Here is a 21,692-nt window from a genome sequence, read left to right as displayed (position 1 = left end):
TAAAAGATTTAAATTGATTTATTTGAAAATTTTACATAACGGAGCGTTCTGCCAAACGCTCCGTTAGTTTTTTATATTATTAGTGTTGATTCATTCTAAAGTCGGGGTAGGCGTCCATTCCATGTTCTGCCAAGTCCAACCCGTTTATTTCTTCTTCTTTAGGGACTCTTATTCCTACTGTTTTCTTAAGTGCAAAAATGATAATGAAGGCTGAGATACAGCAGAATACTCCTACTGAGGCAATTCCGGTTAGTTGATATATTAACTGCTGCCCTCCGGCTAAATCTCCAAATATACCTACTGCTAGTGTTCCCCAGATTCCGCATATAAGGTGTACAGTAACTGCTCCAACAGGATCATCTAATCGAATCCTATCAATTAGAGCCACGCCAAGAACAATAATCACACCAGCTATAAGACCTATAATTACAGCCTCGGTCGGCGACATTAGATCGGCACCTGCCGTAATACCTACCAGGCCTCCCAATATTCCGTTTAGGAACATGGTTAGGTCCATATTCTTATACATAATGGTAGATAATGCTGCAGCAGCAACACCACCGGCAGCAGCTGCCAAACAGGTAGTTACAAGTACAAGAGATGTAGAAGCTGGGTCAGCAGATAAAACAGAACCACCGTTAAATCCAAACCAGCCCAACCATAGGATTAAAACACCCGCTGTCGCCATTGGAATACTATGCCCCGGGATAGCCATTGGTTTCCCGTCCTTATCAAATTTGCCTATTCTGGCTCCCAAAAGGTAAATGGCTATTAATGCGCCCCATCCACCAACGGAATGTACCAAAGTAGAACCTGCAAAATCATAAAAGCCTCCTTCTTCTCCACCTAATGTGGATAAGAATCCGCCACCCCATTGCCAGGAACCAACTATGGGATATATTAGGCCCACGTAAATGATTGTGAAAATCATAAAGGAACCTATTTTAATACGCTCGGCAACCGCTCCTGATACAATTGTTGCCGCTGTGGCTGCAAACATTCCCTGGAACAGAAAATCTGTCCACCAGGTATAACCTCCATCGGCGTATTCAGGTGTCATCCCATTTTCCGGGGCGTCAATACCAAAACCTGCAAATTCGAAAATACCCATCGAACCTTCTTCAAACCCGGGATACATTAGATTAAAGCCACCTATATAATACAATAGTAGTCCTACTGTTATAATAAAGATGTTTTTAAAAAGTATATTAATTGTATTTTTTTGTCTGGTGAGGCCAATTTCTAAAAAGGCGAACCCCGTATGCATAAAAAATACAAGGGCGGTACATACCATCATCCAAACATTATTTGCTGTAAATAATCCTGCTTCCATTTCTTTTAAGTATTAGTTGGTTACTTTTTAGTTGATTCCGGCTTTGCCGTTTTCTTTTGTTCTTATTCGATAAGCTTGCAGGACATCGGAAACAAATATCTTACCATCACCTACATTTCCTGTGTAAGCGGCTTCCAATACTGTGTTTACAGTTCTTTCAAGAAATTCGTCAGAAATGACGATTTCCAGATACCTTCTTTGGATGTCTGTGGTACTATATGAAATACCTCGATAGACGTGTCCTTCTTTTTCATTACCTACTCCAGTTACATCCCAGTAACTAAAGAAATTTACCTCAATTTCATGAAGTGCATTTTTCACATCATCAAATTTGGATTTTCTAATAATTGCTTCAACTTTTTTCATTTTTAATTTTTATTGTTGATTGGCGCAAATATATATTAAAATAATTTACACCCTAAAAAAATAGGGGGTAGTTATACAATATTTATTATAATTATAATTATACCCCATAAAAAATTAGGGTATGACATTAAAAATGTAAAAAATTGTTTATTTGATGATTTTGTGAGGAAGTATTAACTAAATTTGTAGGAAAGCAAAAAAAACCTGCTTTCTATTTCAATCATGAAGAGGCTTATAAATTACTGTTAATAAGGAAAATAGCACTTAAATACCGGTGGTATTCATATTAACCTGGAAACCCAAAGCCCCACGACCACAGCAAGAACACCAACGGTAATACTGCTTAAAGTATAAAAGGAAAAGTGCAACCATTCACCGGATTGTAGCAATCCGTGATTTTCTAAAGTAAATGCAGAAAAAGTAGTAAATCCACCGCAAAAACCTGTAGATAGAATTAAGATCTGATCTTTTGAAAGTAGATTTCCTTTCATTGATGCGCCCAGAATAAAACCAATTATTAAGCAACCAATAATATTAACCAGGAATGTACCAAGGAAGAAATTATGAAAATATTCGTTGAAGGTTTTGCCAATAATAAAACGAAGAAAGCTACCAAACCCACCTCCAATAAAAACAAGTAAAAACTGTTTCATACCCTAAAGGTAAAAAACTAAATGGCTTTTTTGTACTTGGTTGGATTTAAATCCAGAGGATAAATTTTAGTCAAAGATTGCTCTGAAATACTTTTCCTTAGCTTACTTACTCTTTGTTCAGCGCTTGTTACGCTAAAAAATAAAAGTGCTGCATTCAAGAATATTAGAACAAAAAAAATAATTAAAAAGGTGGTCATTTTAGAATAATGATATAATTTGTTAACGCAAAATTACTTCTTTTCTTATATTATACGAATTAAAAGCAAAGTTTGTTGTGAATCACCAAGTTTTTGTTGTATTGATAGTAATTTTATTAATTTTTAAGGATGTTCTTAATAACAAATAATAATATTACGAATATTATAAACACAATGCCTACCCACTTTACTCCTCTATAATTTTTAGCATGAAGTTTTTTGTCTTTTCGATAAGAAAAGATCAGGATCAATGTGAATAACAAAATAAAAACTACCGCAAAGATTACTTGTCCTGTGCTAAACATATTTATTATTTTTACGCAAAACTAAAACAAAAAAGCCATGAAAAGGAAAATTGCTTCTGTTGAAATTTTTCATAAATCTTTTGGCCTGGGAGTGTCTCACTCAATGAAGGCAGATCTGGGTGCTGCCAAGAACAAGTTGCGATTTAACCTTATGGACGAAGAAAATAAGGAATATTTTGAGGCAGCCCAAAATAATGATTTGGCAGAGGTAGCGGATGCTTTAGGCGATATGCTTTATATTCTTTGTGGAACTATTCTGGAACATGGTATGCAACATAAAATTGAGGAAGTGTTTGAAGAAATACAGCGTAGCAATATGAGTAAATTAGGAAAAAATGGTAAGCCAATTTACAGGGAGGATGGTAAAGTGCTTAAAGGACCAAAATATTTTAAACCAAACATTCAGGCTATCCTTGATAAATAAAAAGGACACTAATCTTTAGTGCCCATTTCTTTTAGTTTTATTGGATTACAGTACCTTGTACCTCCATCCAAATTTATCTTCAATCTTGTTATATTGTATATCTAATAAGTGTTGCTTTAAGATTGACGCATAGGAATTTTCAATTTTTGGCAATTCATAGCGTTCTTCTTTATAACCAAAGCCCAAAATTGGATTTATCACGGCCGCGGTTCCACTACCAAACATTTCTTTTAGAGAATTGTTCTTTATGCCATCAACCAATTCAGACACTTTTATAGGTCTTATTTCTACTTCAATACCCATGTCTTTTGCTAATTCAATGATACTTTTTCGGGTTATACCATCTAAAATTCTATCGCCGGTGGGACAAGTAATTAGTTTGTTATCAAATCGAATAAAGATATTCATTGTACCAGCCTCTTCAATGTACTCATGAGTGCTTGCATCTGTCCAAACCACTTGTTGAAACCCTTCTTCCTTCGCAAGGTTGGTTGGATAAAATTGTCCGGCATAGTTACCGGCGGCTTTGGTAAAACCAAATCCTCCATCAGCGGCCCTGCTAAATTTTTCGGCAATCTTCACTCTTACCTCACCGCCGTAATAGGATTGTGCGGGAGAGCAAATAATTATAAATTTAAATTCTTCAGAGGGAGAAGCAATAATACCTGCTTGGGAGGCTATAACAAAAGGACGGATATACAGAGAATTGCCAATACCTGCTTTTATCCACTTCTCATCTAACTGCAATAGCTTTTTAAGACCATCAAAAAAGTACTCTTCAGGAAATTCAGGCATTGCAAGTCGGACACTTGATTTATTTATACGTCTAAAGTTTTCATCCGGTCTAAATAACCACACACCTCCTTCATCATCTCTGTAGGCTTTCATCCCTTCAAAAACTGCCTGACCATAATGAAATACCCTGGAAGAAGGTTCCATTTGCAACGGCTGATAAGGGATTATTTTGGGCGTTTCCCATTCACCGTTCCTATAATCACAGACAAACATATGATCTGTAAAATATGCGCCAAAAGGCAGTTGGTCAAAATTAACCTTGCTAATCTTAGATGTTTTAGCCTTCTCGACTATCAGGTTTTTTACTTCTGTATCCATTGAAATCACTTTTTCTAAGATTAAAATTAAACAATTATCATCTTTCATGACTTCTTTTTTCGAGGAAAAATCACCAGTTTTGTATATGTGACATAAATATTATTAATAATGAAAAGTTTTAACATTTTACTTGTGTTTTTAGTACTGATAGTGGGTTGTAAGAATAAACAAAAGCCATCTGCAGAAAGTGAAAATGTCCAAAGTGAAATGAATTATGCTTCATTTGGCAAGTTAATTGACTTCGAAGGTGCCATTGGCGGTGAAGAAATGCTATATGAATTCCATGCACTTAAGGATGCAGATACTCTGGAAACAAAGTTTTCAGCTACAGTTACTGATGTCTGTAAATCTAAAGGTTGCTGGATGAAACTGAATTTGAAAAATGGAGAGGAAGTAATGGTGAAGTTTAAAGATTATGGTTTTTTTGTACCCAAGGATATAGAAGGCCGGGAAGTTGTTGTAAATGGAATTGCTTTTGTTGATAACATGAGTGTTGATGACCAAAGGCATTATGCCGAAGATGCTGGTAAATCTCAAGAAGGTATTGCACAGATTAAAGAACCTAAAAAAACTTTTGAGTTTGAGGCAGATGGTGTACTAATAGGGCAATAAGTTGATAAGAAAGATAATTACCACAGGCGATGGTTCTAAAACCATCCAAATACAGGATTGGAACGAACAATATCATTCCATGCACGGGGCCGTAAATGAGGCTTATCACGTTTTTATTGATAAAGGTTTTACATATTTGACCAATAAGAGCCTTAGTATTTTAGAGATTGGTTTTGGAACAGGTCTTAATGCACTCATTACTTTGATTGAAGCCCAAAAGAATAACAGGCTAGTTGATTATACGGGTATCGAGGCATATCCCATAAATATTGAGGTAATATCACAATTAGACTATATTGAAACTTTAAAAGCTGATGCTTTTAGAGAAGCCTTTTTTGAGATGCACAGTTGTGCCTGGGAAAGCAAATTAAAACTTACGCCGCATTTTTCATTTAGCAAACAAAAAAAAGACTTCCATGAAATTGCTGACAGTAATCATTACGACCTTATTTATTTCGATGCCTTTGGAGCCAGGGTACAACCAGAACTATGGACGGAGATAATTTTTGAAAAGATGTACAATGCTCTAAATGAAAATGGAATTTTGGTAACCTATTCGGCCAAAGGAAGTGTGAGAAGAGCCATGCAAACAGTTGGTTTTGTGGTTGAACGTTTGCCAGGACCACCTGGCAAAAGGGAAATGCTGAGAGCCCTTAAAGTATCTGGGAAAACCAATTTTAGCAATAATTCATAAACGATACTGTTAAATCCAAATTAAACCTGATTGTCACAGGTATAAAAACCAATATCTTTATCCAAAATTATGCGATGAAAGTTTTGATCACCGGAGCCACTGGTTTAATAGGTAGAGCGATAACCGATTTATGTTTTGAAAAAGGGATTTCGGTAAATTATCTTACTACTGATAAGTCAAAAATAAAGAACGAATCAAATTACCGTGGATTTTATTGGGAGCCGAAGACAAATGAAATAGATTTAAATTGTTTTGAAGGAGTAACGGCAATCATCAATCTGGCGGGAGCCAGCATTGCCAAAAGATGGACTAGATCGTATAAAAAGGAAATTCTATCTAGCAGAATAGATAGCTTAAATACACTTTATATTGCTCTTAAAAATCTGAACCTTGAAGAAAGCATTTCATTTATTTCGGCATCTGCAATAGGCGTTTATCCAAATTCCTTACCCAATTTTTATACTGAAGAAGAAACAAGCGTAGATTCAAGTTTTTTGGGGGATGTAACTGAGATTTGGGAAAAGGAAATCGATAAATTTCAATCACTTAAGTGTACCGTTACCAAAATACGCATAGGCCTGGTTCTGTCATCGGAAGGGGGTGCATTGCCAAAGATGGCCAGTACTGTAAGAAGATATTTAGGGGCTTCATTTGGTTCAGGGAGACAATGGCAATCGTGGATCCATGAGAATGATCTCGCCCGGATGGTCTTATATGTAGCCGAAAATAGATTGTCTGGTGTTTTTAACGGCGTTGCGCCAAACCCTGTTACCAATGCAAAAATGGTTAAAGAACTGGCCAAGGTTCTTAATAGGCCTTTGTTTTTGCCCAATATTCCTCGTATTGTAATGAGACTTATCCTGGGCGAGATGTCTTATCTGTTATTTGTTAGTCAGCGTGTGAGCAACAAAAAAATAGAAAAAAAAGGCTTTAATTTTAAATTTAGTAATATTTGCTTAGCTCTGGAAAATTTATACTTAAAGGAAGTCAATGAGGATCATCCAAATGATGTAATGGCCAAAGAATATGTATAGATTTTAACAAATAATCAGTAGCAAACTTTTGAACATCCTTCAATTAGGGTGTTTTTTTTGTGACATTTTGACATTTTTCAAGAATTGGCAGTACTTTTGCCATCCTAATTTGAGGTTTATATAAAGCTATATCAAATGAATAATAAAGATAAGTCAGAAGAGATAAATGAAATGATTCCCGAAGATCAGGAAATACAGGATGAGCTGGAATTGGAATCAGATCTAAATAAGCCCCAGGAGGAGGTGAAATCTATTGAAGAGCAATTACAGGAAGATCTGGATAGAGAAAAAGATAAGTTTTTAAGACTTTTTGCGGAGTTTGAAAATTATAAAAAGCGTACTACGAAAGAACGTATGGACCTTTTTAAAACTGCCGGACAGGAGGTCATTGTATCTCTTTTGCCTATTATGGATGATTTTGATCGGGCTCTGAAGGAGATTTCAAAGTCTACCGATAAGGAATTGTTTAAAGGAGTAGATCTTATTAGCAACAAATTTAAAGAAACGCTTAAATCTAAAGGTTTAGAGGAGATAAAAACGAAAGAAGGCGATGCTTTTGATGCCGAAGTACACGATGCAATTACCCAGATTCCGGCTCCTCACAAAAAGCTAAAAGGTAAAATCATAGATGTTGTTGAGAAGGGATTTAAACTTGGAGATAAAATAATCCGACATCCAAAAGTGGTTGTTGGAAATTAAATTTATAAAAGACTTATGAAGCAGGATTTCTACGAAATATTAGGTATTTCTAAAAATGCTACAGCAGCCGAGATTAAAAAAGCATATCGCAAAAAAGCGATAGAATTTCATCCGGATAAAAATCCGGGAGATTCCGAGGCAGAAGAAATGTTTAAAAAGGCAGCTGAGGCTTATGAAGTTTTGAGTGATCCTGATAAAAAAGCCAGATACGATCAATACGGGCATGCTGCATTTGAAGGTGGTGGTTTTGGTGGCGGAGGTATGAACATGGAGGATATCTTTAGCCAATTTGGTGATATTTTTGGCAGTGCATTTGGAGGTGGATTTGGAGGATTTGGAGGTTTCAGCGGTGGTCAACGCAGGATGAAAGGCAGTAATTTGAGAATTCGTGTTAGTTTAACACTTGAAGAGATTGCTCATGGTGTAGAGAAAAAGGTTAAAGTGAAGCGCAAAAAGCAAGCGACTGGCGTTACCTATAAAACTTGCACTACTTGCAATGGCGCAGGGCAGGTAACAAAAATAACCAATACAATTCTGGGTAGGATGCAAACGGCAGCTACTTGCAGTAGTTGTGGCGGAAGTGGGCAAATAATAGATAAAAGACCAAGTGATGCTGACGCTCATGGATTGAAAATAGTTGAGGAGACAGTTTCTATAAAAATACCACCGGGTGTAGAGCAAGGCATGCAGTTAAAAGTTTCCGGTAAGGGTAACGAAGCTCCTGGTGATGGAATACCAGGTGATTTGCTGGTTGCAATAGAGACAATCGAACATGGATCCTTAAAAAGAGAAGGTGATAATTTGCATTATGATTTATACATAAGTATTTCGGATGCGGTTTTAGGTACTACAAAGGAGATTGATACCGTAACAGGTCAGGTTCGTATTAAATTAGAATCCGGGATTCAGTCGGGCAAAATTCTAAGATTAAGGGGAAAAGGTATATCCAGTATTAATGGTTATGGTACAGGCGACCTTTTGGTACACGTGAATGTCTGGACACCCAAGGAACTAAATAAGGAACAACGCGAATTTTTTAAGAAGATGCAGAATAGTGAGAACTTTGAACCTAAACCTGAAAAATCTGATAAATCCTTTTTTGAAAAAGTAAAAGATATGTTCTCTTAACGAATTAAAATTTTCTTTTTAAATAAAAAACGTATATTTGAATCAATATTGGGAAACCAATATTAATTTTCTTTTTCATAGCAATTTTTTTCCCATCCTTAATCTTTTTAAGGGTGGGTTTTGTTTTATATACGGTTGGACAATAGTAATTACTGCTCTTTTTTATAATATAATACTGATGATCTTTGATCTTATCAGAAATTTAAGATCTATTTTTTTCCATTAATTACTAATAGTAGTGCACAATAAAAATGACTGATATAAGCTTTTATCCGCACATCAGTCAGGCTAAAAACAAAATACTATGAATTGCAAATCCATTCTAATGCATTTCTATATCTTTGAATCCTATAAAAAGAGAATGATAGATACAAAATTCTAAGCTTATTAATATAGTATAGGTTGTAATTGTAATTTGTTCTATTTAATCTTAGTTAATTCAAAACTCATTTCGAATACCATAGATACAATCAAAACGTAAAAAATAGCCTGAATGAATAATATTCTTGTTGCTAATAATGTTACTAAAAAATTTGGCAACCAAATTGCGTTAAATAATGTTTCACTGGCAATACCAAAGAATAGTATTTATGGGCTCTTAGGACCAAATGGTGCCGGTAAGACTACCTTAATAAGGATAATAAATCAAATTACCTATCCGGATTCCGGTGAAGTTATATTTGACGGAGAATTACTGCAACCCCATCATATTGAGCATATTGGTTATCTTCCTGAAGAGAGAGGTCTTTATAAAAGTATGAAAGTTGGCGAGCAGGCACTATATCTTGCTCAGCTTAAGGGATTGGGCAAATCCGATGCAAATCAGAAACTTAAGTATTGGTTTGATAAGCTGGAGATTGGAGATTGGTGGAATAGGAAAATTCAGGAACTCTCAAAGGGCATGGCGCAAAAAATTCAGTTTATTGTAACAGTTCTGCATGAGCCTAAACTCCTCATTTTTGATGAACCTTTTAGTGGTTTTGATCCAATAAATGCCAATATTATAAAGGATGAGATTTTAAAGCTAAAGGATAAAGGGACCTCTATTATTTTTTCAACTCACAGAATGGAATCTGTTGAAGAGTTATGTGAATATATTACCTTATTGCACAACGCGGAAAAGATTTTGGACGGTAGGCTTGAAGATATCAAAAAAGAGTACAAAAACAATATGTTTAAAGTAGGGCTTGAATTGGAAAATGGAGAAAACTTTTTAAAACTGATTTCTGAGAAATTTGATATTTCCTATTCTCACTATGATATGAACAGAAAGCAGTTAGACTTTACAGTACAACTGCCCACAGATGATACCAGATCTTTTTTAGCATTCCTATCTTCAGAGTCGATCATTAATAATTTTGTGGAGACCATCCCTACCGTTAATGATATTTTTATTCAAACAGTACAACGCAAAAATGACCATGAATAAATTATCTCTTATCATTAAGCGCGAATATCTTGCCAAAGTTCGAAACAAATCATTTGTGATCATGACTTTTCTTAGTCCCATTCTGATGGTGGGAATGATTGTGCTTATTGCGTATCTCACCAAGGTAAACGATAGTCAGAAGAGAATAATTGCGGTATTTAATGAAAGCGATTATTTCTCTACTGACTTCAATACGACTGAAAGAACTTCCTATATTTTTCTTAAAGATTTATCATTGCATGCTGCAAAGGATTCTACTTTAAATCTTGGCTTTTCCGGTCTCTTACATATTCCTGATCACAGTGACCTTGAAGAGGTAGCCCAAAATTCTTACTTTTATTCAAAAGAAGCTCCAAGCAATATCGTTCTCGATCCATTGGAAGATATATTTGAGGAACGCTTAAGGCAAGGAAAACTTGTAGATATTGGGGTTTCTGCAGAGGAATTTACTACAATAAATGACAAATTCGAAATTAATATAGCCACTTTTAGCGGCGAGCAGAATCTAAAAGGAATAAATGAAATGAAAGCCTTTATAGGCGGTGGTTTTGGTTATTTGATTATGATGTTTATTATAATTTATGGTGGTTTTGTTATGCGCAGCGTTATAGAAGAGAAAACGAGTCGTATTATTGAAGTTATAATCTCTTCCGTAAAGCCATTTCAATTAATGTTGGGTAAAATTATCGGTACTTCTTTAGCAGGAATAACGCAATTTGCCATCTGGATAATATCTGCGTCCTTGCTATTGTTTGTGGTGTTTTTAATTTTTGGAATAGATCTGACAGGGCTTAGTGAACAACCTGGCATAGCTACTAATCCTATGAATAGTATGTCGCCTTTACCGGCAACAACAAATACTATGCAATTGTATGCAATCGAATTTCTGGAGATACCCTGGTTTATGCTCATTTCGCTGTTTTTGGTGTATTTTATTCTCGGATATTTAATTTATAGCTCTATTTATGCAGCAATAGGGGCAGCCGTAGATAACGAGACGGATACTCAGCAGTTTATCTTTCCAATAATACTGCCTTTAATGTTGGCCATATATGTTGGATTCTTTTCGGTATTTAGCAACCCCAATGGTCCTATTGCTGTTGCGTTTTCCCTGTTTCCGTTAACCTCACCAATTGTAATGCTGATGCGTTTACCCGGAGGGATTGGAGAAGGCGGGGTTCCATTGTGGCAGGTAATTATATCCATTATATTCTTAATTGTAACTTTTATTGGTATCGTTTGGCTTGCAGCTAAAATCTACCGGGTGGGAATTTTAATGTATGGAAAAAAACCTACCTATAAAGAACTATACAAATGGTTAAAATACTAATCATGCAAGATCAGGAACCAGGTGAAGTAGAGAAATTCATTCGGGAAGATGTTTGGGACTCCATTTATGACTTTTTAAACTGGGGACTTCATCTGGGTGAAGGGGCCAATTCAATTAATATTACTATTGGACTTTTACTTGTAATTATTATTACTTTCTTTATTACCCATTTTGTATTAAATACGATAAGGAGATTTTATACAAATAAAATGGAAGGTGATGATAAATTAAAGTTCATCAGCATCTTTAAATTTATCAAGTATCTGGTCTATCTGGTTGTAATACTGATTACCCTGAGTGCGGGGGGTATAGATATAACACTTCTTATAACAGCTTCAGCTGCTTTATTTGTTGGATTGGGCCTTGCGCTTCAAGAACTATTCCAGGACATTATTGGAGGTATTTTTATCATTACCGATAAATCGCTTCAAGTGGGAGATATTGTCGAAACTGAGGGAAAGGTTGGTAAGGTAGTCGAAATAAAATTGAGAACCACAAGAGCAATTACACGAGGTGATAGGGTTATAATTATACCCAATCACAAATTTATGAGTGATATTGTTTATAATTATACCCAAAACAATAATAGAACCAGAGAAGAAATTAAGGTTGGAGTGGCTTACGGAAGCGATGTACAATTAGTCACAACAGTTTTGCTTTCCTGTTTGGCAGATGATAAAGAAATATTAAATAGCCCGGAACCGTTTGTTCTTTTTGACGATTTTGGCGATTCCGGTCTTTTATTTTCATTGCATTTTTATATTAATGATAGTTTCAAAGCGTTAAAGATAAAAAGCAGAATTCGATATATTATAGATTCTAAATTCCAGGAAAACAATATCAAAATCCCTTTTCCACAGAGAGATATTCACTTATTCCAGAACTAGTTTTCAAATTCTAAAAAAAATCGCCACATGGAAGTAGCAATATTGATAGTATGAGTAAGTATTTTCTTTTATTTTACTTTTTACTTTTAGTAGGTGGAACTTGTTTTGCTCAAAGCACGGATATTTTGAGGGTTGAATATAGTTCGCTTCCGAAAGGAGATTCGGGTACCAATGCATCACGTTACCGATTTATACTAAATGTACCTATTAAAGTTGGCTTAGATAAGTATCTGGTACTTGGCGGTGAGTTTAATCTTATTGATTTTGAAATCACTAAAGAATATCCATTTGATTCCAGTGAATTGAATACACTTTATGTTATTGATCTTAATGTAGGCTATATTTTTAAAGTAAATGAAGACTGGCGATTTGTGGGTATTGTAACTCCAAGAATAGCATCTAATTTGGTAAATGGCCTTCAGGGAGATGACTTTTTATTAAACCTTACTGCAACTATGTGGAAGGAGAAAAAGGATATTGACAAACCATTTAGATTAATACTGGGCCTAACTTATAATAGTACAACCGGTCTCCCTTTTCCTCTGCCACTTGTTAATTACCACAAACGGTTTCACAGGTCCTGGTCTTACTCCCTGGGAATTCCAAGAACAGATTTTAGATATCACTTTAAAGATAAACATACCTTACAAATGGCACTATTTTTGGACGGTTACTTTGTAAATGTGCAAAATGACATTCTTTTGCCCGATGGTGAATTTGGATCCTCCGTTTCACTTTCGGCTTTTGTTAGTGCTTTTAGTTACCAATATAATATTAATAAGCGTATGTCTTTTTATGGGGTTGCCGGAGTTACGTTATACCAATCAGGTTTGTTGAGAAATAATAATAGGGAAAAAGTTTATACCTTAAATGATAAAAAGGCGGGAGGTTTTTACTGGAAAGCGGGATTTAAAATTTCAATTTTTTAATAATAAAAACATGTCAAAAATACTGGTTATAGAAGATGAAGCAGCTATCCGTAGGGTTTTAGTTAAGATTTTATCTGAAGAGAGCGAAATGTATGAAGTGGATGAGGCAGAAGATGGTTCACTTGGTCTGGAAATGATTAAAAAAACGGACTATGATCTTGCCCTTTGTGATATTAAAATGCCCAAAATGGATGGTGTTGAGGTCCTACAGGCCGCAAAAAAAATTAGACCGGAAGTCCCCTTTATAATGATTTCAGGCCATGGAGATTTGGATACTGCTGTAAATACAATGAGGTTAGGAGCTTTTGACTATATCTCCAAACCACCCGATTTAAACAGACTTCTCACAACAGTACGGAACGCCTTGGATAAGAAGGAACTAGTACTGGAAAATAAGATCTTAAAGAAAAAAGTTAGTAAAGGCTATGAAATGATTGGTCAAAGTAAGGAAATTACCACTATCAAGGAAATGATAGATAAGGTTGCGCCAACAGATGCCAGAGTTTTAATAACCGGATCAAATGGTACCGGTAAGGAACTTGTGGCCCATTGGCTACATGAAAAAAGTGATCGCAGCGGAGGCCCATTTATTGAAGTGAATTGTGCAGCTATCCCCTCAGAATTGATTGAAAGCGAATTATTTGGCCACGTAAAGGGGGCCTTTACTTCGGCGGTGAGAGATAGAGCCGGTAAATTTGAGGCTGCCAACAAAGGCACTATCTTTTTGGATGAGATTGGAGATATGAGTCTTTCAGCTCAGGCCAAAGTGCTTAGGGCTTTGCAAGAGAGTAAAATCTCGAGGGTTGGCACTGACAAAGATATTAAAGTTGATGTACGCGTAATTGCTGCTACCAACAAGGATCTTCAGCATGAGATTGAAGAAGCAAAATTTAGGGAAGATCTATATCATCGTTTAGCCGTTATACTCATAAATGTTCCATCATTGAATGACAGAAGGGAAGATATTCCACTCCTAATAGATCATTTTGCCGCCAAAATTGCCTCTGAGCAAGGGGTAGTTACCAAAAAGTTTACCAAAAAAGCTCTTGAACTTTTAAAAAGTTATGATTGGACAGGTAATATTCGCGAATTAAGAAATGTGGTCGAGCGCTTAATTATACTGGGCGGTGCAGAAATTACCGAAGAGGACGTTAATCTGTTTGCAAGTAAATAGCGGAATTATAAATAGGTAAATTCAATAAGGTAATTGCAGAAAATCCTGTATGCTAATTATTGCAGTCCTTTAATTTATCAAGTGCGATTGCCGTAATTTGTTTTGTTCTCAAATTGTAATACTTTTTGGCTTCTGTAAGTCCCGGCTTTAGAAGTTCCTGTTCACAACGCTCGTAAATTTTACTTGCAAACTCGTAGGCCTCTTTGCATTCTACGCTATTGACTACCTCGTCCAGAGAATTTTGATAATTTACAAGTGACTGATCAATTTTTCGTTCCAGTTCTTTGCCAACCGGCATTATCATACTTAATTTTTCTTTTTCTGCTGTTTTCGTATTCATTACCAGCATATCATTGGCATATAAACTTCCCTGGTGTTCATCATGATCTCTTATAGCTTCAAGGCTTCCCGCAGAGTTATCCAATGCTCTTGTTAGAAGTAATTTAGCGCTGTTTAAGGAAGAAACTCTGGTAGCTTTCTTTAGGTTGTCCAGACCTTCATAAATGCTTTCTTTAGCATAATCGCAACCGCAGGCTTCAATTTGCTCTTTCGATTTTTCAATGGCATTAAGAGCTTTGTAGGCAAAGAAGCGCGAAGTATTAATGTCTTCTGCAGCAAGAGCGCGTTCTGTCTGGGATTTGATGTACCCAATATTCGACCCTGCATAGTCACATGCCTTACTCATATCAAAAGAAGACATAGAGAAAAGCACAAAGAACATTAGAACGGTACATAATACCTTCATAGCTTAAAGTATTGATTATGTAAAATTTAGGAGGGGTAAAGATAAAGGGCATCGCCCCAGTCGCCTTATTTATTCGTTTAATTAACCGGTCTTTCGGGATTAAATGTCGAATGGTACATTATTAAGGATAAAAGGTTATTTTTAAATTTGAGCCCTTATTAGGACAACAAAATATTATATATTCATCTCATGAAGAAAATTGATATATCCTCATACAAAATAGTTTCTGAACTAAAATTAGCAGATCTCAATACTTCGGAAAATCTTGACAGCACAGAAAAGGAACTCAAGAAAAAACTGGAAAAATTACGTGAAGATTTAGGCGATTTTCAAAATATGCTATACGCGCATGGCAAATACGCCGTCCTGATTTGTTTTCAGGGGATGGATACTTCCGGTAAGGATAGCCTTATACGTGAAGTATTTAAAGATTGCAATGTTAGAGGTGTCGTTGTACATAGCTTTAAAGTACCTACGGAGCTTGAGCTGGATCATGATTATATATGGAGACATTATATTGCGCTACCACCAAAAGGAAAATTTGGGGTGTTTAACAGAACCCATTATGAAAATGTATTGGTAACCAAGGTACATCCGGAGTATATTTTAAGCGAGAATATTCCAAATATTAATACGGTGGCAGATATTGATAAATCATTCTGGGACAAACGGTATAAACAAATTAATGATTTTGAACGCCATATCACAGATAATGGAACTCTTGTTTTCAAATTCTTTTTAAACATTTCTAAAGAAGAACAAAGACAGCGCTTATTGAGAAGATTGCGTCTGCAGGAAAAAAATTGGAAATTCTCACCAGGTGATCTAAAAGAACGCAATCTTTGGGATAATTATCAGGATTGTTATGAGGAAGCCATTAACAGAACGTCTAAAACCAATGCGCCGTGGTATGTTATTCCGGCTGATGACAAGAATGCTTCGAGATTAATTGTAGCTACTATATTGCTGGAATCGTTAAAAAAATACAAAGATATAAAGGAACCAGAGCTTGATTATAAAATAAAGGCTAATATTGAAGCCTATAAATCCCAATTGGAAAAAGAATGATGAAAAATTTATGCCTGCTACTTTTATTATTGGTCGGACCTATCTGGTCGCAAACGGATGACAAAGAACAGTTAAAAGCAATTTATAATACATCACTTACACAGGGTAAGGCTTATAATTGGTTGAATTATTTATCTAATCAGATTGGGGGTCGACTTACAGGTTCAGTACAGGCCGAACAAGCAGTGGAATATACCAAGCAAAAAATGGATTCCCTCGGACTGGATCGGGTATGGTTACAACCAGTAATGGTTCCTAAATGGGTTAGGGGTGTACCTGAATTCGCCTATATTGAAAGTAAACCCGGCATTACGAATAATGTACCTATTTGTGCATTGGGTGGGTCTATTTCTACGCCTTCTGGCGGTATCAAGGCCAATGTTATTGAAGTAAGGGGTATTGAAGAATTGGAAAAGCTAGGGCGTAGTAAAATTGAAGGTAAAATTGTCTTTTACAACGGACCTATGGATCCGACGAAGATTAAAACATTTGAATCTTATTCTGCAAGCGCGAAACAAAGGTATTCCGGAGCTAAAGAAGCTTCAAAATATGGAGCTGTGGGGGTTATTGTTCGTTCTATGAGCCTGCGTTTGGATGATTATCCTCATACTGGAGCTATGAGTTATGGGGAAATCCCGATAAATAATAGGATTCCTGCCGCTGCCATAAGTACCAACGGAGCTGAATTGTTAAGCACTACACTGCAACTTAATCCGGAGATAAAATTTTATTTTAAGCAAAATTGCAGGCAACTTCAGGATGTTCAATCCTACAATGTTATTGGAGAGATAAAGGGCAGTACATATCCCGAAGAAATTATAGTAGTTGGTGGACATCTCGACTCCTGGGATCTTGGTGATGGTTCCCATGATGATGGTGCCGGCTGCGTTCAGAGCATGGAAGTTCTTCGGTTATTAAGAATAACTGGATATGTCCCTAAACGTACAATCCGGGTGGTACTTTTTATGAATGAAGAAAACGGTTTAAGAGGTGCAACTACCTATGCGGAGATTGCATTAAATAAGAAAGAGAAGCATGTATTTGCATTGGAAAGTGATTCAGGAGGCTTTACACCCAGAGGTTTTTCTTTTGACTGCCAGGAAACTGACTTTGCCAAAATTTTACGATGGAAACCGCTTTTTGAACCATACCTGGTTCATATGTTTGAGAAAGGAGGTAGCGGTGCCGATATTGGTCCATTAAAAAATGACCAAATTGTACTTGCAGGATTGCGTCCGGATTCACAGCGGTATTTCGACCATCATCATGCTGAGATTGATACATTTGAGCATGTTAATAGACGTGAACTGGAACTTGGTGCAGCCACAATGGCCAGTTTGGTATATCTATTTGATAAATATGGTACAAGTGCAACAAAAATGGAAGGAGGTAAATAATACCTCCCTGCTATTTCTAAATTACTACCATATAGAAGCCATAAGGACGATAAAATGAGCAGCTGTCAATTTAAATTTATTACCTTTGCAGCTTATTAAAAAAATGAGATATGCAAGACGGAATTTACGCAAAATTCAATACTTCAAAAGGAGAAATAACAGTAAAATTAACCTATGATAAGACCCCTGGTACTGTAGGTAATTTTGTAGCACTGGCTGAAGGAAATTTGGAAAATAGTGCCAAACCAAAAAACACACCTTATTATGACGGACTTAGTTTTCATAGGGTAATCCCAGATTTTATGGTTCAAGGTGGTTGTCCTCAGGGTACGGGAACAGGAGATCCTGGTTATAAATTTGATGACGAATTTCACCCGGACCTAAAACATACAGGACCTGGAGTATTGTCTATGGCTAATGCAGGCCCCGGCACCAATGGAAGTCAGTTCTTCATTACACACGTGGCTACTCCATGGTTAGATAATAAGCACACGGTTTTCGGAAATGTTATAGAAGGACAGAATATTGTTGATGAAATAGCCCAGGGAGATTCAATTAATAACCTTGAGATTATTCGTGTAGGAAGCGAAGCAGAATCCTGGAATGCGGTTGAAGCCTTTAAATCCTTTGAAAGTTCAGGCGAAATTAGACAACAGGAAGAAAGAAATAAAGCAGAGGCAGAATTAGAAAAACTTGCTTCTGGATTTGATAAAACAAACAGCGGACTTCGTTACAAGATTCTTAAAAAAGGAGATGGTAATAAAGCAGCAAACGGAAATACGGTTTCTGTTCATTATGAAGGTTCATTGACTAACGGACAAGTATTTGATTCGTCATACCAACGCAATCAGCCTATAGATTTTCAATTAGGGATAGGACAAGTAATACCAGGATGGGATGAAGGAATTAGTTTATTAAACGTAGGTGATAAGGCACGTTTTGTAATTCCATCTGAACTTGGTTATGGGAGTGCTGGTGCTGGTGGTGTAATACCTCCAAACGCGACCCTGGTTTTTGATGTTGAGCTTATGGAAGTTAAATAAATATCCATATCCTATAAAAAATAATAGAGGAGGGGCGACCCTTAGAATTATCTGTTAAATTCAGTAAAACTTCTTTCAATTTTTCGAAAGAAGTTTTTTATTTAACCCTGTTCGCACTAAAAACAAGGAGAATTAAATTGATAACGAACAAAAAGAATAGCATTACAAAAAAAACAGACATAGCAACTTGTTAAGGTTATTTATGGGGAATCTTCTTATTTATATAACACCTTTGTAGTTGTAAACCCTACCATGTAACCACTTAAAAAGTATTTTATGAAGTTGTTTACAACAAGGGGGAATGTCAGATCGTGTAATACAATGATAAAATTAAAGAAGGTTGGACAAATGACCAAGCTTAAGCTTAATTAAATTTTGTTAACCAAGTTATTTATTAGTCTCATATGATCCAACACCACAAATCTTATTGTTGACTTCAACTAATTTTAAAGTCATATAAGAGATAATAAAAAGCCTTTTGATCTCAGAAGGCTTTTTATATTCATACTAAAGTTCTTTTAAACCGTTGTTGGATCCGGAGTCATTCGAAGGTAAGGTTTAATTTCTTCTACTCCTTTGGTAAACATATTGCGTGCTTCATCAGTTGGTATAGCCGGACTTACCACTACATCCTCCCCATGGTTCCAGTTGGCCGGAGTGGCTACCTTGTGATAGGCAGTTAGTTGAAGAGAATCAACAACCCTTAATAATTCGTGAAAATTACGACCTGTAGAAGCAGGATAGGTAATAATAAGTTTAACCGTCTTATCGGGAGCTATAATGTACACCGAACGCACTGTAAGATTGTTATCGGCATTAGGATGTATCATATCATATAAGGAGGAAACCTTCTTGTCCTCATCCGCAATAATAGGAAAGTTAACCGTTGTATTTTGTGTCTCATTAATATCCTTTATCCATTCGTTGTGAGAAGCTTTACCATCAACACTAAGGGCTAACATCTTTACATTTCGTTTGTCAAATTCTGCTTTAAATTTAGAAGCTGTCCCAAGTTCAGTTGTACAAACAGGGGTGAAGTCTGCTGGATGTGAAAAAAGAATACCCCATCCATCACCTAAATAATTATAAAGATTAATCGTTCCTGCAGAGCTGTCAGCGGTAAAATCTGGGGCGATGTCACCCAATCGAATTGTTGCCATTTTTATTATTTTTAAGTTGAAGTTTAAAACTCTATAAAATTAATAGTTAATGAAATGATTTTGGTCAATACCAGGTTAAATATCTATTAAAGTTTAACGGATTAAACTTTCCTGACTACTGAAAATAAAAGCACTGCAAGGGAATTGGCTTAGCTTCAGGAAATGAAAATCACTATTTTTGATATATGGAAAAAGTAAAACTGGAAGAATTGCGATATCCCATTGGAAAATTTGAAGTGCCCTCTGCAATTTCGGAAGAGCAAATTTCAGAATGGATTGCTATTTTGGAACATTACCCTAATAAATTGGAGTTGCTGGTAAATGAATTGTCAACTTCTCAATTAGAGTCTCCGTATAGGCCTGGCGGGTGGACTGTTCGCCAGGTTATTCATCATGTTGCCGATAGTCATCACCATAGCTATATTCGTTTTAAATGGGCATTAACAGAAGAAACTCCCGTCATAAAACCTTATCTTGAAAAGGAATGGGCAGAACTTTTTGATACACGGACGGCCCCTATTGAACTATCGCTGAACCATCTCAGGGCAGTACATGCCAAATTGGTTTATTTACTTAAAGGGCTTTCTTCTTCAGACTTGAAACGCAGTTTTATACATCCTGAGAGTACAGAATCAACTACAATAGAGGAAAATATTGGTCGATATGTCTGGCATGGCAACCATCATTACAATCATATTAAAAATCTATTACAAAGAGAGGGTTGGATTTGACAGGGCTGGGTAAATGAATGTCTACTATAAAACTAAGATGTTTTTATTTTTTTCAAAAGCACGTACATCGGCTTTTCTTTATCCAAAACTAGATCAAATTTTAATTGCTTTTCTTTTAGGATATGATATCCGTTTTTAAGATAGAATTTCAATGCGGGTCCTTTTTGCATAGCTTCCAGCCATAACACTTGTTTGTCTGAGTCCATGCAGTATTTTTCAACCCAGCTTAGTGCAAGGCTCCCTATCCCTTTACCGGCGAATTTATTTAGGATGTATATTTTTTCGAGTAAGATCGCTTTTTTTGAATTATAGGGTCCTATTGGAGCATCTTTGATAAGTTTAAGAATACCAATTGCCGTATCTCCCATATGAATTAACCAAAGAGATGATGAATTATCTTTCAATTCATGTCTGACGACATCTATGGTAAAGCTTTCTTCAAAGTAAGGAGTAGGATCATTATTTTTCCATAAGTGCAAATAATGCTCTTTGTATGCCTTTATTCCTAGTTTACAATAGAGCTCACGGGTTTTATTTGTTACGGCCTCAAATTTTATATCCATTTTATATTACAACCTATACTCGGTTTTTGAACCGGATTTATTGGTTTATTATTTAACAATGCCTCCATGGCATTATTTAAGTCCAATCCGGTTGAGGGTATCCCATTTTCTGGCCTGGAATCGTCTAATTGACCTCTATATACAAGTCTCAGGGTATTGTCAAAAAGATAAAAATCCGGAGTGCATGCCGCCTCATATGCCTTAGCCACCTCCTGGGATTCATCAAATAAATACGGAAAGCTATAACTTTCTTGTAATGCTGTTTGTTTCATAAGTTCGGGGGCGTCCTGAGGATAATTTACTACATCGTTACTGGAGATTGCTATAAAAGCTATTCCCTTAGATTGGTAAGTACTTGCCAATTGTGTTATTGTAGAATTTACGTGTTTAACAAAGGGACAATGATTGCAGATAAACATAATCAGACTACCTTTTTCACCTTTTATTTGATCAAGGCTGACCATTTTGTCAGTGACAGTATCTGGTAAATTAAAATTAGGGGCAATTGTGCCCAAAGGCAACATTTTGCTTGGTGTTCTTGCCATCTTTTGAAGTTTTCTAATAAACAGGATTAAAGTTAGTAGTTATAAGTTAAATAAAAGAAACCTTATTAACTCTAATTTCATCACTTATTAGATAGTTTGCCGCAACTTAGACGAAAGTCTTGGCAATTCATAA

General features: G+C 36.0%; 23 protein-coding genes. 15 read left to right on the top strand and 8 right to left on the bottom strand.

The genetic code is table 11. The features are described from left to right. Positions 1-79 precede the first annotated feature (79 nt). The 3 genes from amt to crcB all read right to left on the bottom strand — a co-directional run bounded on the left by amt (position 80) and on the right by crcB (position 2,352). Positions 80-1,333, bottom strand: coding sequence for an ammonium transporter (gene amt, locus ABJH90_RS09615; protein ID WP_348138753.1), 1,254 nt, complete (start codon positions 1,331-1,333; stop codon positions 80-82). A 27-nt stretch (positions 1,334-1,360) separates the two neighbouring features. Beyond that, complete coding sequence (locus ABJH90_RS09610) at positions 1,361-1,699, bottom strand: P-II family nitrogen regulator (protein ID WP_348138751.1); 339 nt, start codon at positions 1,697-1,699, stop codon at positions 1,361-1,363. A 281-nt stretch (positions 1,700-1,980) separates the two neighbouring features. Continuing rightward, positions 1,981-2,352 (bottom strand): fluoride efflux transporter CrcB, encoded by a 372-nt coding sequence (gene crcB / locus ABJH90_RS09605; protein ID WP_348138749.1) that lies wholly within the window; start codon positions 2,350-2,352, stop codon positions 1,981-1,983. A gap of 539 nt (positions 2,353-2,891) precedes the next feature. On the opposite strand from crcB, the gene ABJH90_RS09600 reads away from it, so the two are divergent. Continuing rightward, a complete protein-coding gene (locus tag ABJH90_RS09600) occupies positions 2,892-3,278 on the top strand; it encodes a nucleoside triphosphate pyrophosphohydrolase family protein (RefSeq protein WP_348138747.1) in 387 nt (128 codons plus the stop codon). 45 nt (positions 3,279-3,323) lie between these two features. On the opposite strand, the gene ABJH90_RS09595 is transcribed toward ABJH90_RS09600, so the two are convergent. Continuing rightward, positions 3,324-4,391 (bottom strand): branched-chain amino acid aminotransferase, encoded by a 1,068-nt coding sequence (locus tag ABJH90_RS09595; RefSeq protein WP_348138745.1) that lies wholly within the window; start codon positions 4,389-4,391, stop codon positions 3,324-3,326. 108 nt (positions 4,392-4,499) lie between these two features. Between ABJH90_RS09595 and ABJH90_RS09590 the strand changes: the two genes are divergently transcribed. The 10 genes from ABJH90_RS09590 to ABJH90_RS09545 all read left to right on the top strand — a co-directional run bounded on the left by ABJH90_RS09590 (position 4,500) and on the right by ABJH90_RS09545 (position 14,307). Continuing rightward, positions 4,500-5,003: a DUF4920 domain-containing protein gene (locus ABJH90_RS09590; RefSeq protein WP_348138743.1), complete on the top strand. Its 504-nt coding sequence runs from the start codon at positions 4,500-4,502 to the stop codon at positions 5,001-5,003. A gap of 1 nt (position 5,004) precedes the next feature. Then, entirely contained in the window at positions 5,005-5,697 is a 693-nt protein-coding gene (gene mnmD, locus ABJH90_RS09585) for a tRNA (5-methylaminomethyl-2-thiouridine)(34)-methyltransferase MnmD (RefSeq protein WP_348138741.1), read from the top strand. A 74-nt stretch (positions 5,698-5,771) separates the two neighbouring features. Further along, positions 5,772-6,731 (top strand): TIGR01777 family oxidoreductase, encoded by a 960-nt coding sequence (locus tag ABJH90_RS09580; protein WP_348138739.1) that lies wholly within the window; start codon positions 5,772-5,774, stop codon positions 6,729-6,731. Between the two features lie 135 nt (positions 6,732-6,866). Next, positions 6,867-7,430 carry a nucleotide exchange factor GrpE gene (locus ABJH90_RS09575; protein WP_348138737.1) on the top strand — a complete coding sequence of 188 codons (564 nt, stop codon included), beginning with the start codon at positions 6,867-6,869 and terminating at the stop codon, positions 7,428-7,430. Positions 7,431-7,445: 15 nt separating this feature from the next. After that, entirely contained in the window at positions 7,446-8,558 is a 1,113-nt protein-coding gene (dnaJ, locus tag ABJH90_RS09570; protein WP_348138735.1) for a molecular chaperone DnaJ, read from the top strand. A 493-nt stretch (positions 8,559-9,051) separates the two neighbouring features. Beyond that, positions 9,052-9,987, top strand: coding sequence for an ATP-binding cassette domain-containing protein (locus ABJH90_RS09565; protein ID WP_348138733.1), 936 nt, complete (start codon positions 9,052-9,054; stop codon positions 9,985-9,987). Continuing rightward, entirely contained in the window at positions 9,980-11,317 is a 1,338-nt protein-coding gene (locus ABJH90_RS09560) for an ABC transporter permease (RefSeq protein ID WP_348138731.1), read from the top strand. The genes ABJH90_RS09565 and ABJH90_RS09560 overlap by 8 nt, the downstream gene beginning before the upstream one ends. A gap of 2 nt (positions 11,318-11,319) precedes the next feature. Continuing rightward, complete coding sequence (locus ABJH90_RS09555) at positions 11,320-12,204, top strand: mechanosensitive ion channel domain-containing protein (protein WP_348138729.1); 885 nt, start codon at positions 11,320-11,322, stop codon at positions 12,202-12,204. A 50-nt stretch (positions 12,205-12,254) separates the two neighbouring features. After that, positions 12,255-13,133, top strand: coding sequence for a DUF6268 family outer membrane beta-barrel protein (locus tag ABJH90_RS09550; RefSeq protein WP_348138727.1), 879 nt, complete (start codon positions 12,255-12,257; stop codon positions 13,131-13,133). A gap of 10 nt (positions 13,134-13,143) precedes the next feature. Then, the gene (locus tag ABJH90_RS09545; protein WP_348138725.1) at positions 13,144-14,307 is read left to right on the top strand and encodes a sigma-54 dependent transcriptional regulator; all 1,164 of its coding nucleotides are present in this window, start codon (positions 13,144-13,146) and stop codon (positions 14,305-14,307) included. Between the two features lie 52 nt (positions 14,308-14,359). Here the strand turns inward: ABJH90_RS09545 and ABJH90_RS09540 are convergent, their stop codons facing one another. After that, positions 14,360-15,052 carry a hypothetical protein gene (locus ABJH90_RS09540; RefSeq protein WP_348138723.1) on the bottom strand — a complete coding sequence of 231 codons (693 nt, stop codon included), beginning with the start codon at positions 15,050-15,052 and terminating at the stop codon, positions 14,360-14,362. A gap of 189 nt (positions 15,053-15,241) precedes the next feature. Here ABJH90_RS09540 and ABJH90_RS09535 point away from each other — a divergent pair, with 189 nt between their 5' ends. The 3 genes from ABJH90_RS09535 to ABJH90_RS09525 all read left to right on the top strand — a co-directional run bounded on the left by ABJH90_RS09535 (position 15,242) and on the right by ABJH90_RS09525 (position 18,560). Next, positions 15,242-16,120: a PPK2 family polyphosphate kinase gene (locus tag ABJH90_RS09535; protein ID WP_348138721.1), complete on the top strand. Its 879-nt coding sequence runs from the start codon at positions 15,242-15,244 to the stop codon at positions 16,118-16,120. Next, on the top strand, positions 16,120-17,517 hold the full coding sequence (locus ABJH90_RS09530; RefSeq protein ID WP_348139360.1) for a M28 family peptidase: 1,398 nt from the start codon (positions 16,120-16,122) through the stop codon (positions 17,515-17,517). Before ABJH90_RS09535 ends, ABJH90_RS09530 begins: the two co-directional genes overlap by 1 nt. 110 nt (positions 17,518-17,627) lie before the next feature. After that, positions 17,628-18,560, top strand: coding sequence for a peptidylprolyl isomerase (locus tag ABJH90_RS09525; RefSeq protein WP_348138719.1), 933 nt, complete (start codon positions 17,628-17,630; stop codon positions 18,558-18,560). Positions 18,561-19,078: 518 nt separating this feature from the next. Here the strand turns inward: ABJH90_RS09525 and ABJH90_RS09520 are convergent. After that, positions 19,079-19,720, bottom strand: coding sequence for a peroxiredoxin (locus ABJH90_RS09520; RefSeq protein ID WP_348138717.1), 642 nt, complete (start codon positions 19,718-19,720; stop codon positions 19,079-19,081). 185 nt (positions 19,721-19,905) lie between these two features. Between ABJH90_RS09520 and ABJH90_RS09515 the strand changes: the two genes are divergently transcribed. After that, entirely contained in the window at positions 19,906-20,451 is a 546-nt protein-coding gene (locus tag ABJH90_RS09515) for a YfiT family bacillithiol transferase (RefSeq protein WP_348138715.1), read from the top strand. 32 nt (positions 20,452-20,483) lie between these two features. Here the strand turns inward: ABJH90_RS09515 and ABJH90_RS09510 are convergent, their stop codons facing one another. Both ABJH90_RS09510 and ABJH90_RS09505 read right to left on the bottom strand, forming a co-directional pair. After that, the gene (locus ABJH90_RS09510) at positions 20,484-21,014 is read right to left on the bottom strand and encodes a GNAT family N-acetyltransferase (protein WP_348138713.1); all 531 of its coding nucleotides are present in this window, start codon (positions 21,012-21,014) and stop codon (positions 20,484-20,486) included. Next, on the bottom strand, positions 21,005-21,559 hold the full coding sequence (locus tag ABJH90_RS09505; protein ID WP_348138711.1) for a thioredoxin family protein: 555 nt from the start codon (positions 21,557-21,559) through the stop codon (positions 21,005-21,007). The genes ABJH90_RS09510 and ABJH90_RS09505 overlap by 10 nt, the downstream gene beginning before the upstream one ends. Between the last annotated feature and the right edge of the window lie 133 nt (positions 21,560-21,692).

Source organism: Eudoraea sp. (assembly GCF_039969275.1).
Classification (GTDB): domain Bacteria; phylum Bacteroidota; class Bacteroidia; order Flavobacteriales; family Flavobacteriaceae; genus Eudoraea.
This window is presented reverse-complemented; position numbering and strand designations above follow the sequence as displayed.

Coding starts and splice junctions, on each gene's coding strand:
- amt (WP_348138753.1), bottom strand. CDS start 1,333: ATGGAAGCAGGATTATTTACAGCAAATAATGTTTGGATGATGGTATGT.
- ABJH90_RS09610 (WP_348138751.1), bottom strand. CDS start 1,699: ATGAAAAAAGTTGAAGCAATTATTAGAAAATCCAAATTTGATGATGTG.
- crcB (WP_348138749.1), bottom strand. CDS start 2,352: ATGAAACAGTTTTTACTTGTTTTTATTGGAGGTGGGTTTGGTAGCTTT.
- ABJH90_RS09600 (WP_348138747.1), top strand. CDS start 2,892: ATGAAAAGGAAAATTGCTTCTGTTGAAATTTTTCATAAATCTTTTGGC.
- ABJH90_RS09595 (WP_348138745.1), bottom strand. CDS start 4,391: ATGGATACAGAAGTAAAAAACCTGATAGTCGAGAAGGCTAAAACATCT.
- ABJH90_RS09590 (WP_348138743.1), top strand. CDS start 4,500: ATGAAAAGTTTTAACATTTTACTTGTGTTTTTAGTACTGATAGTGGGT.
- ABJH90_RS09580 (WP_348138739.1), top strand. CDS start 5,772: ATGAAAGTTTTGATCACCGGAGCCACTGGTTTAATAGGTAGAGCGATA.
- ABJH90_RS09575 (WP_348138737.1), top strand. CDS start 6,867: ATGAATAATAAAGATAAGTCAGAAGAGATAAATGAAATGATTCCCGAA.
- dnaJ (WP_348138735.1), top strand. CDS start 7,446: ATGAAGCAGGATTTCTACGAAATATTAGGTATTTCTAAAAATGCTACA.
- ABJH90_RS09565 (WP_348138733.1), top strand. CDS start 9,052: ATGAATAATATTCTTGTTGCTAATAATGTTACTAAAAAATTTGGCAAC.
- ABJH90_RS09560 (WP_348138731.1), top strand. CDS start 9,980: ATGAATAAATTATCTCTTATCATTAAGCGCGAATATCTTGCCAAAGTT.
- ABJH90_RS09555 (WP_348138729.1), top strand. CDS start 11,320: ATGCAAGATCAGGAACCAGGTGAAGTAGAGAAATTCATTCGGGAAGAT.
- ABJH90_RS09550 (WP_348138727.1), top strand. CDS start 12,255: ATGAGTAAGTATTTTCTTTTATTTTACTTTTTACTTTTAGTAGGTGGA.
- ABJH90_RS09545 (WP_348138725.1), top strand. CDS start 13,144: ATGTCAAAAATACTGGTTATAGAAGATGAAGCAGCTATCCGTAGGGTT.
- ABJH90_RS09540 (WP_348138723.1), bottom strand. CDS start 15,052: ATGAAGGTATTATGTACCGTTCTAATGTTCTTTGTGCTTTTCTCTATG.
- ABJH90_RS09535 (WP_348138721.1), top strand. CDS start 15,242: ATGAAGAAAATTGATATATCCTCATACAAAATAGTTTCTGAACTAAAA.
- ABJH90_RS09530 (WP_348139360.1), top strand. CDS start 16,120: ATGAAAAATTTATGCCTGCTACTTTTATTATTGGTCGGACCTATCTGG.
- ABJH90_RS09525 (WP_348138719.1), top strand. CDS start 17,628: ATGCAAGACGGAATTTACGCAAAATTCAATACTTCAAAAGGAGAAATA.
- ABJH90_RS09520 (WP_348138717.1), bottom strand. CDS start 19,720: ATGGCAACAATTCGATTGGGTGACATCGCCCCAGATTTTACCGCTGAC.
- ABJH90_RS09515 (WP_348138715.1), top strand. CDS start 19,906: ATGGAAAAAGTAAAACTGGAAGAATTGCGATATCCCATTGGAAAATTT.
- ABJH90_RS09510 (WP_348138713.1), bottom strand. CDS start 21,014: ATGGATATAAAATTTGAGGCCGTAACAAATAAAACCCGTGAGCTCTAT.
- ABJH90_RS09505 (WP_348138711.1), bottom strand. CDS start 21,559: ATGGCAAGAACACCAAGCAAAATGTTGCCTTTGGGCACAATTGCCCCT.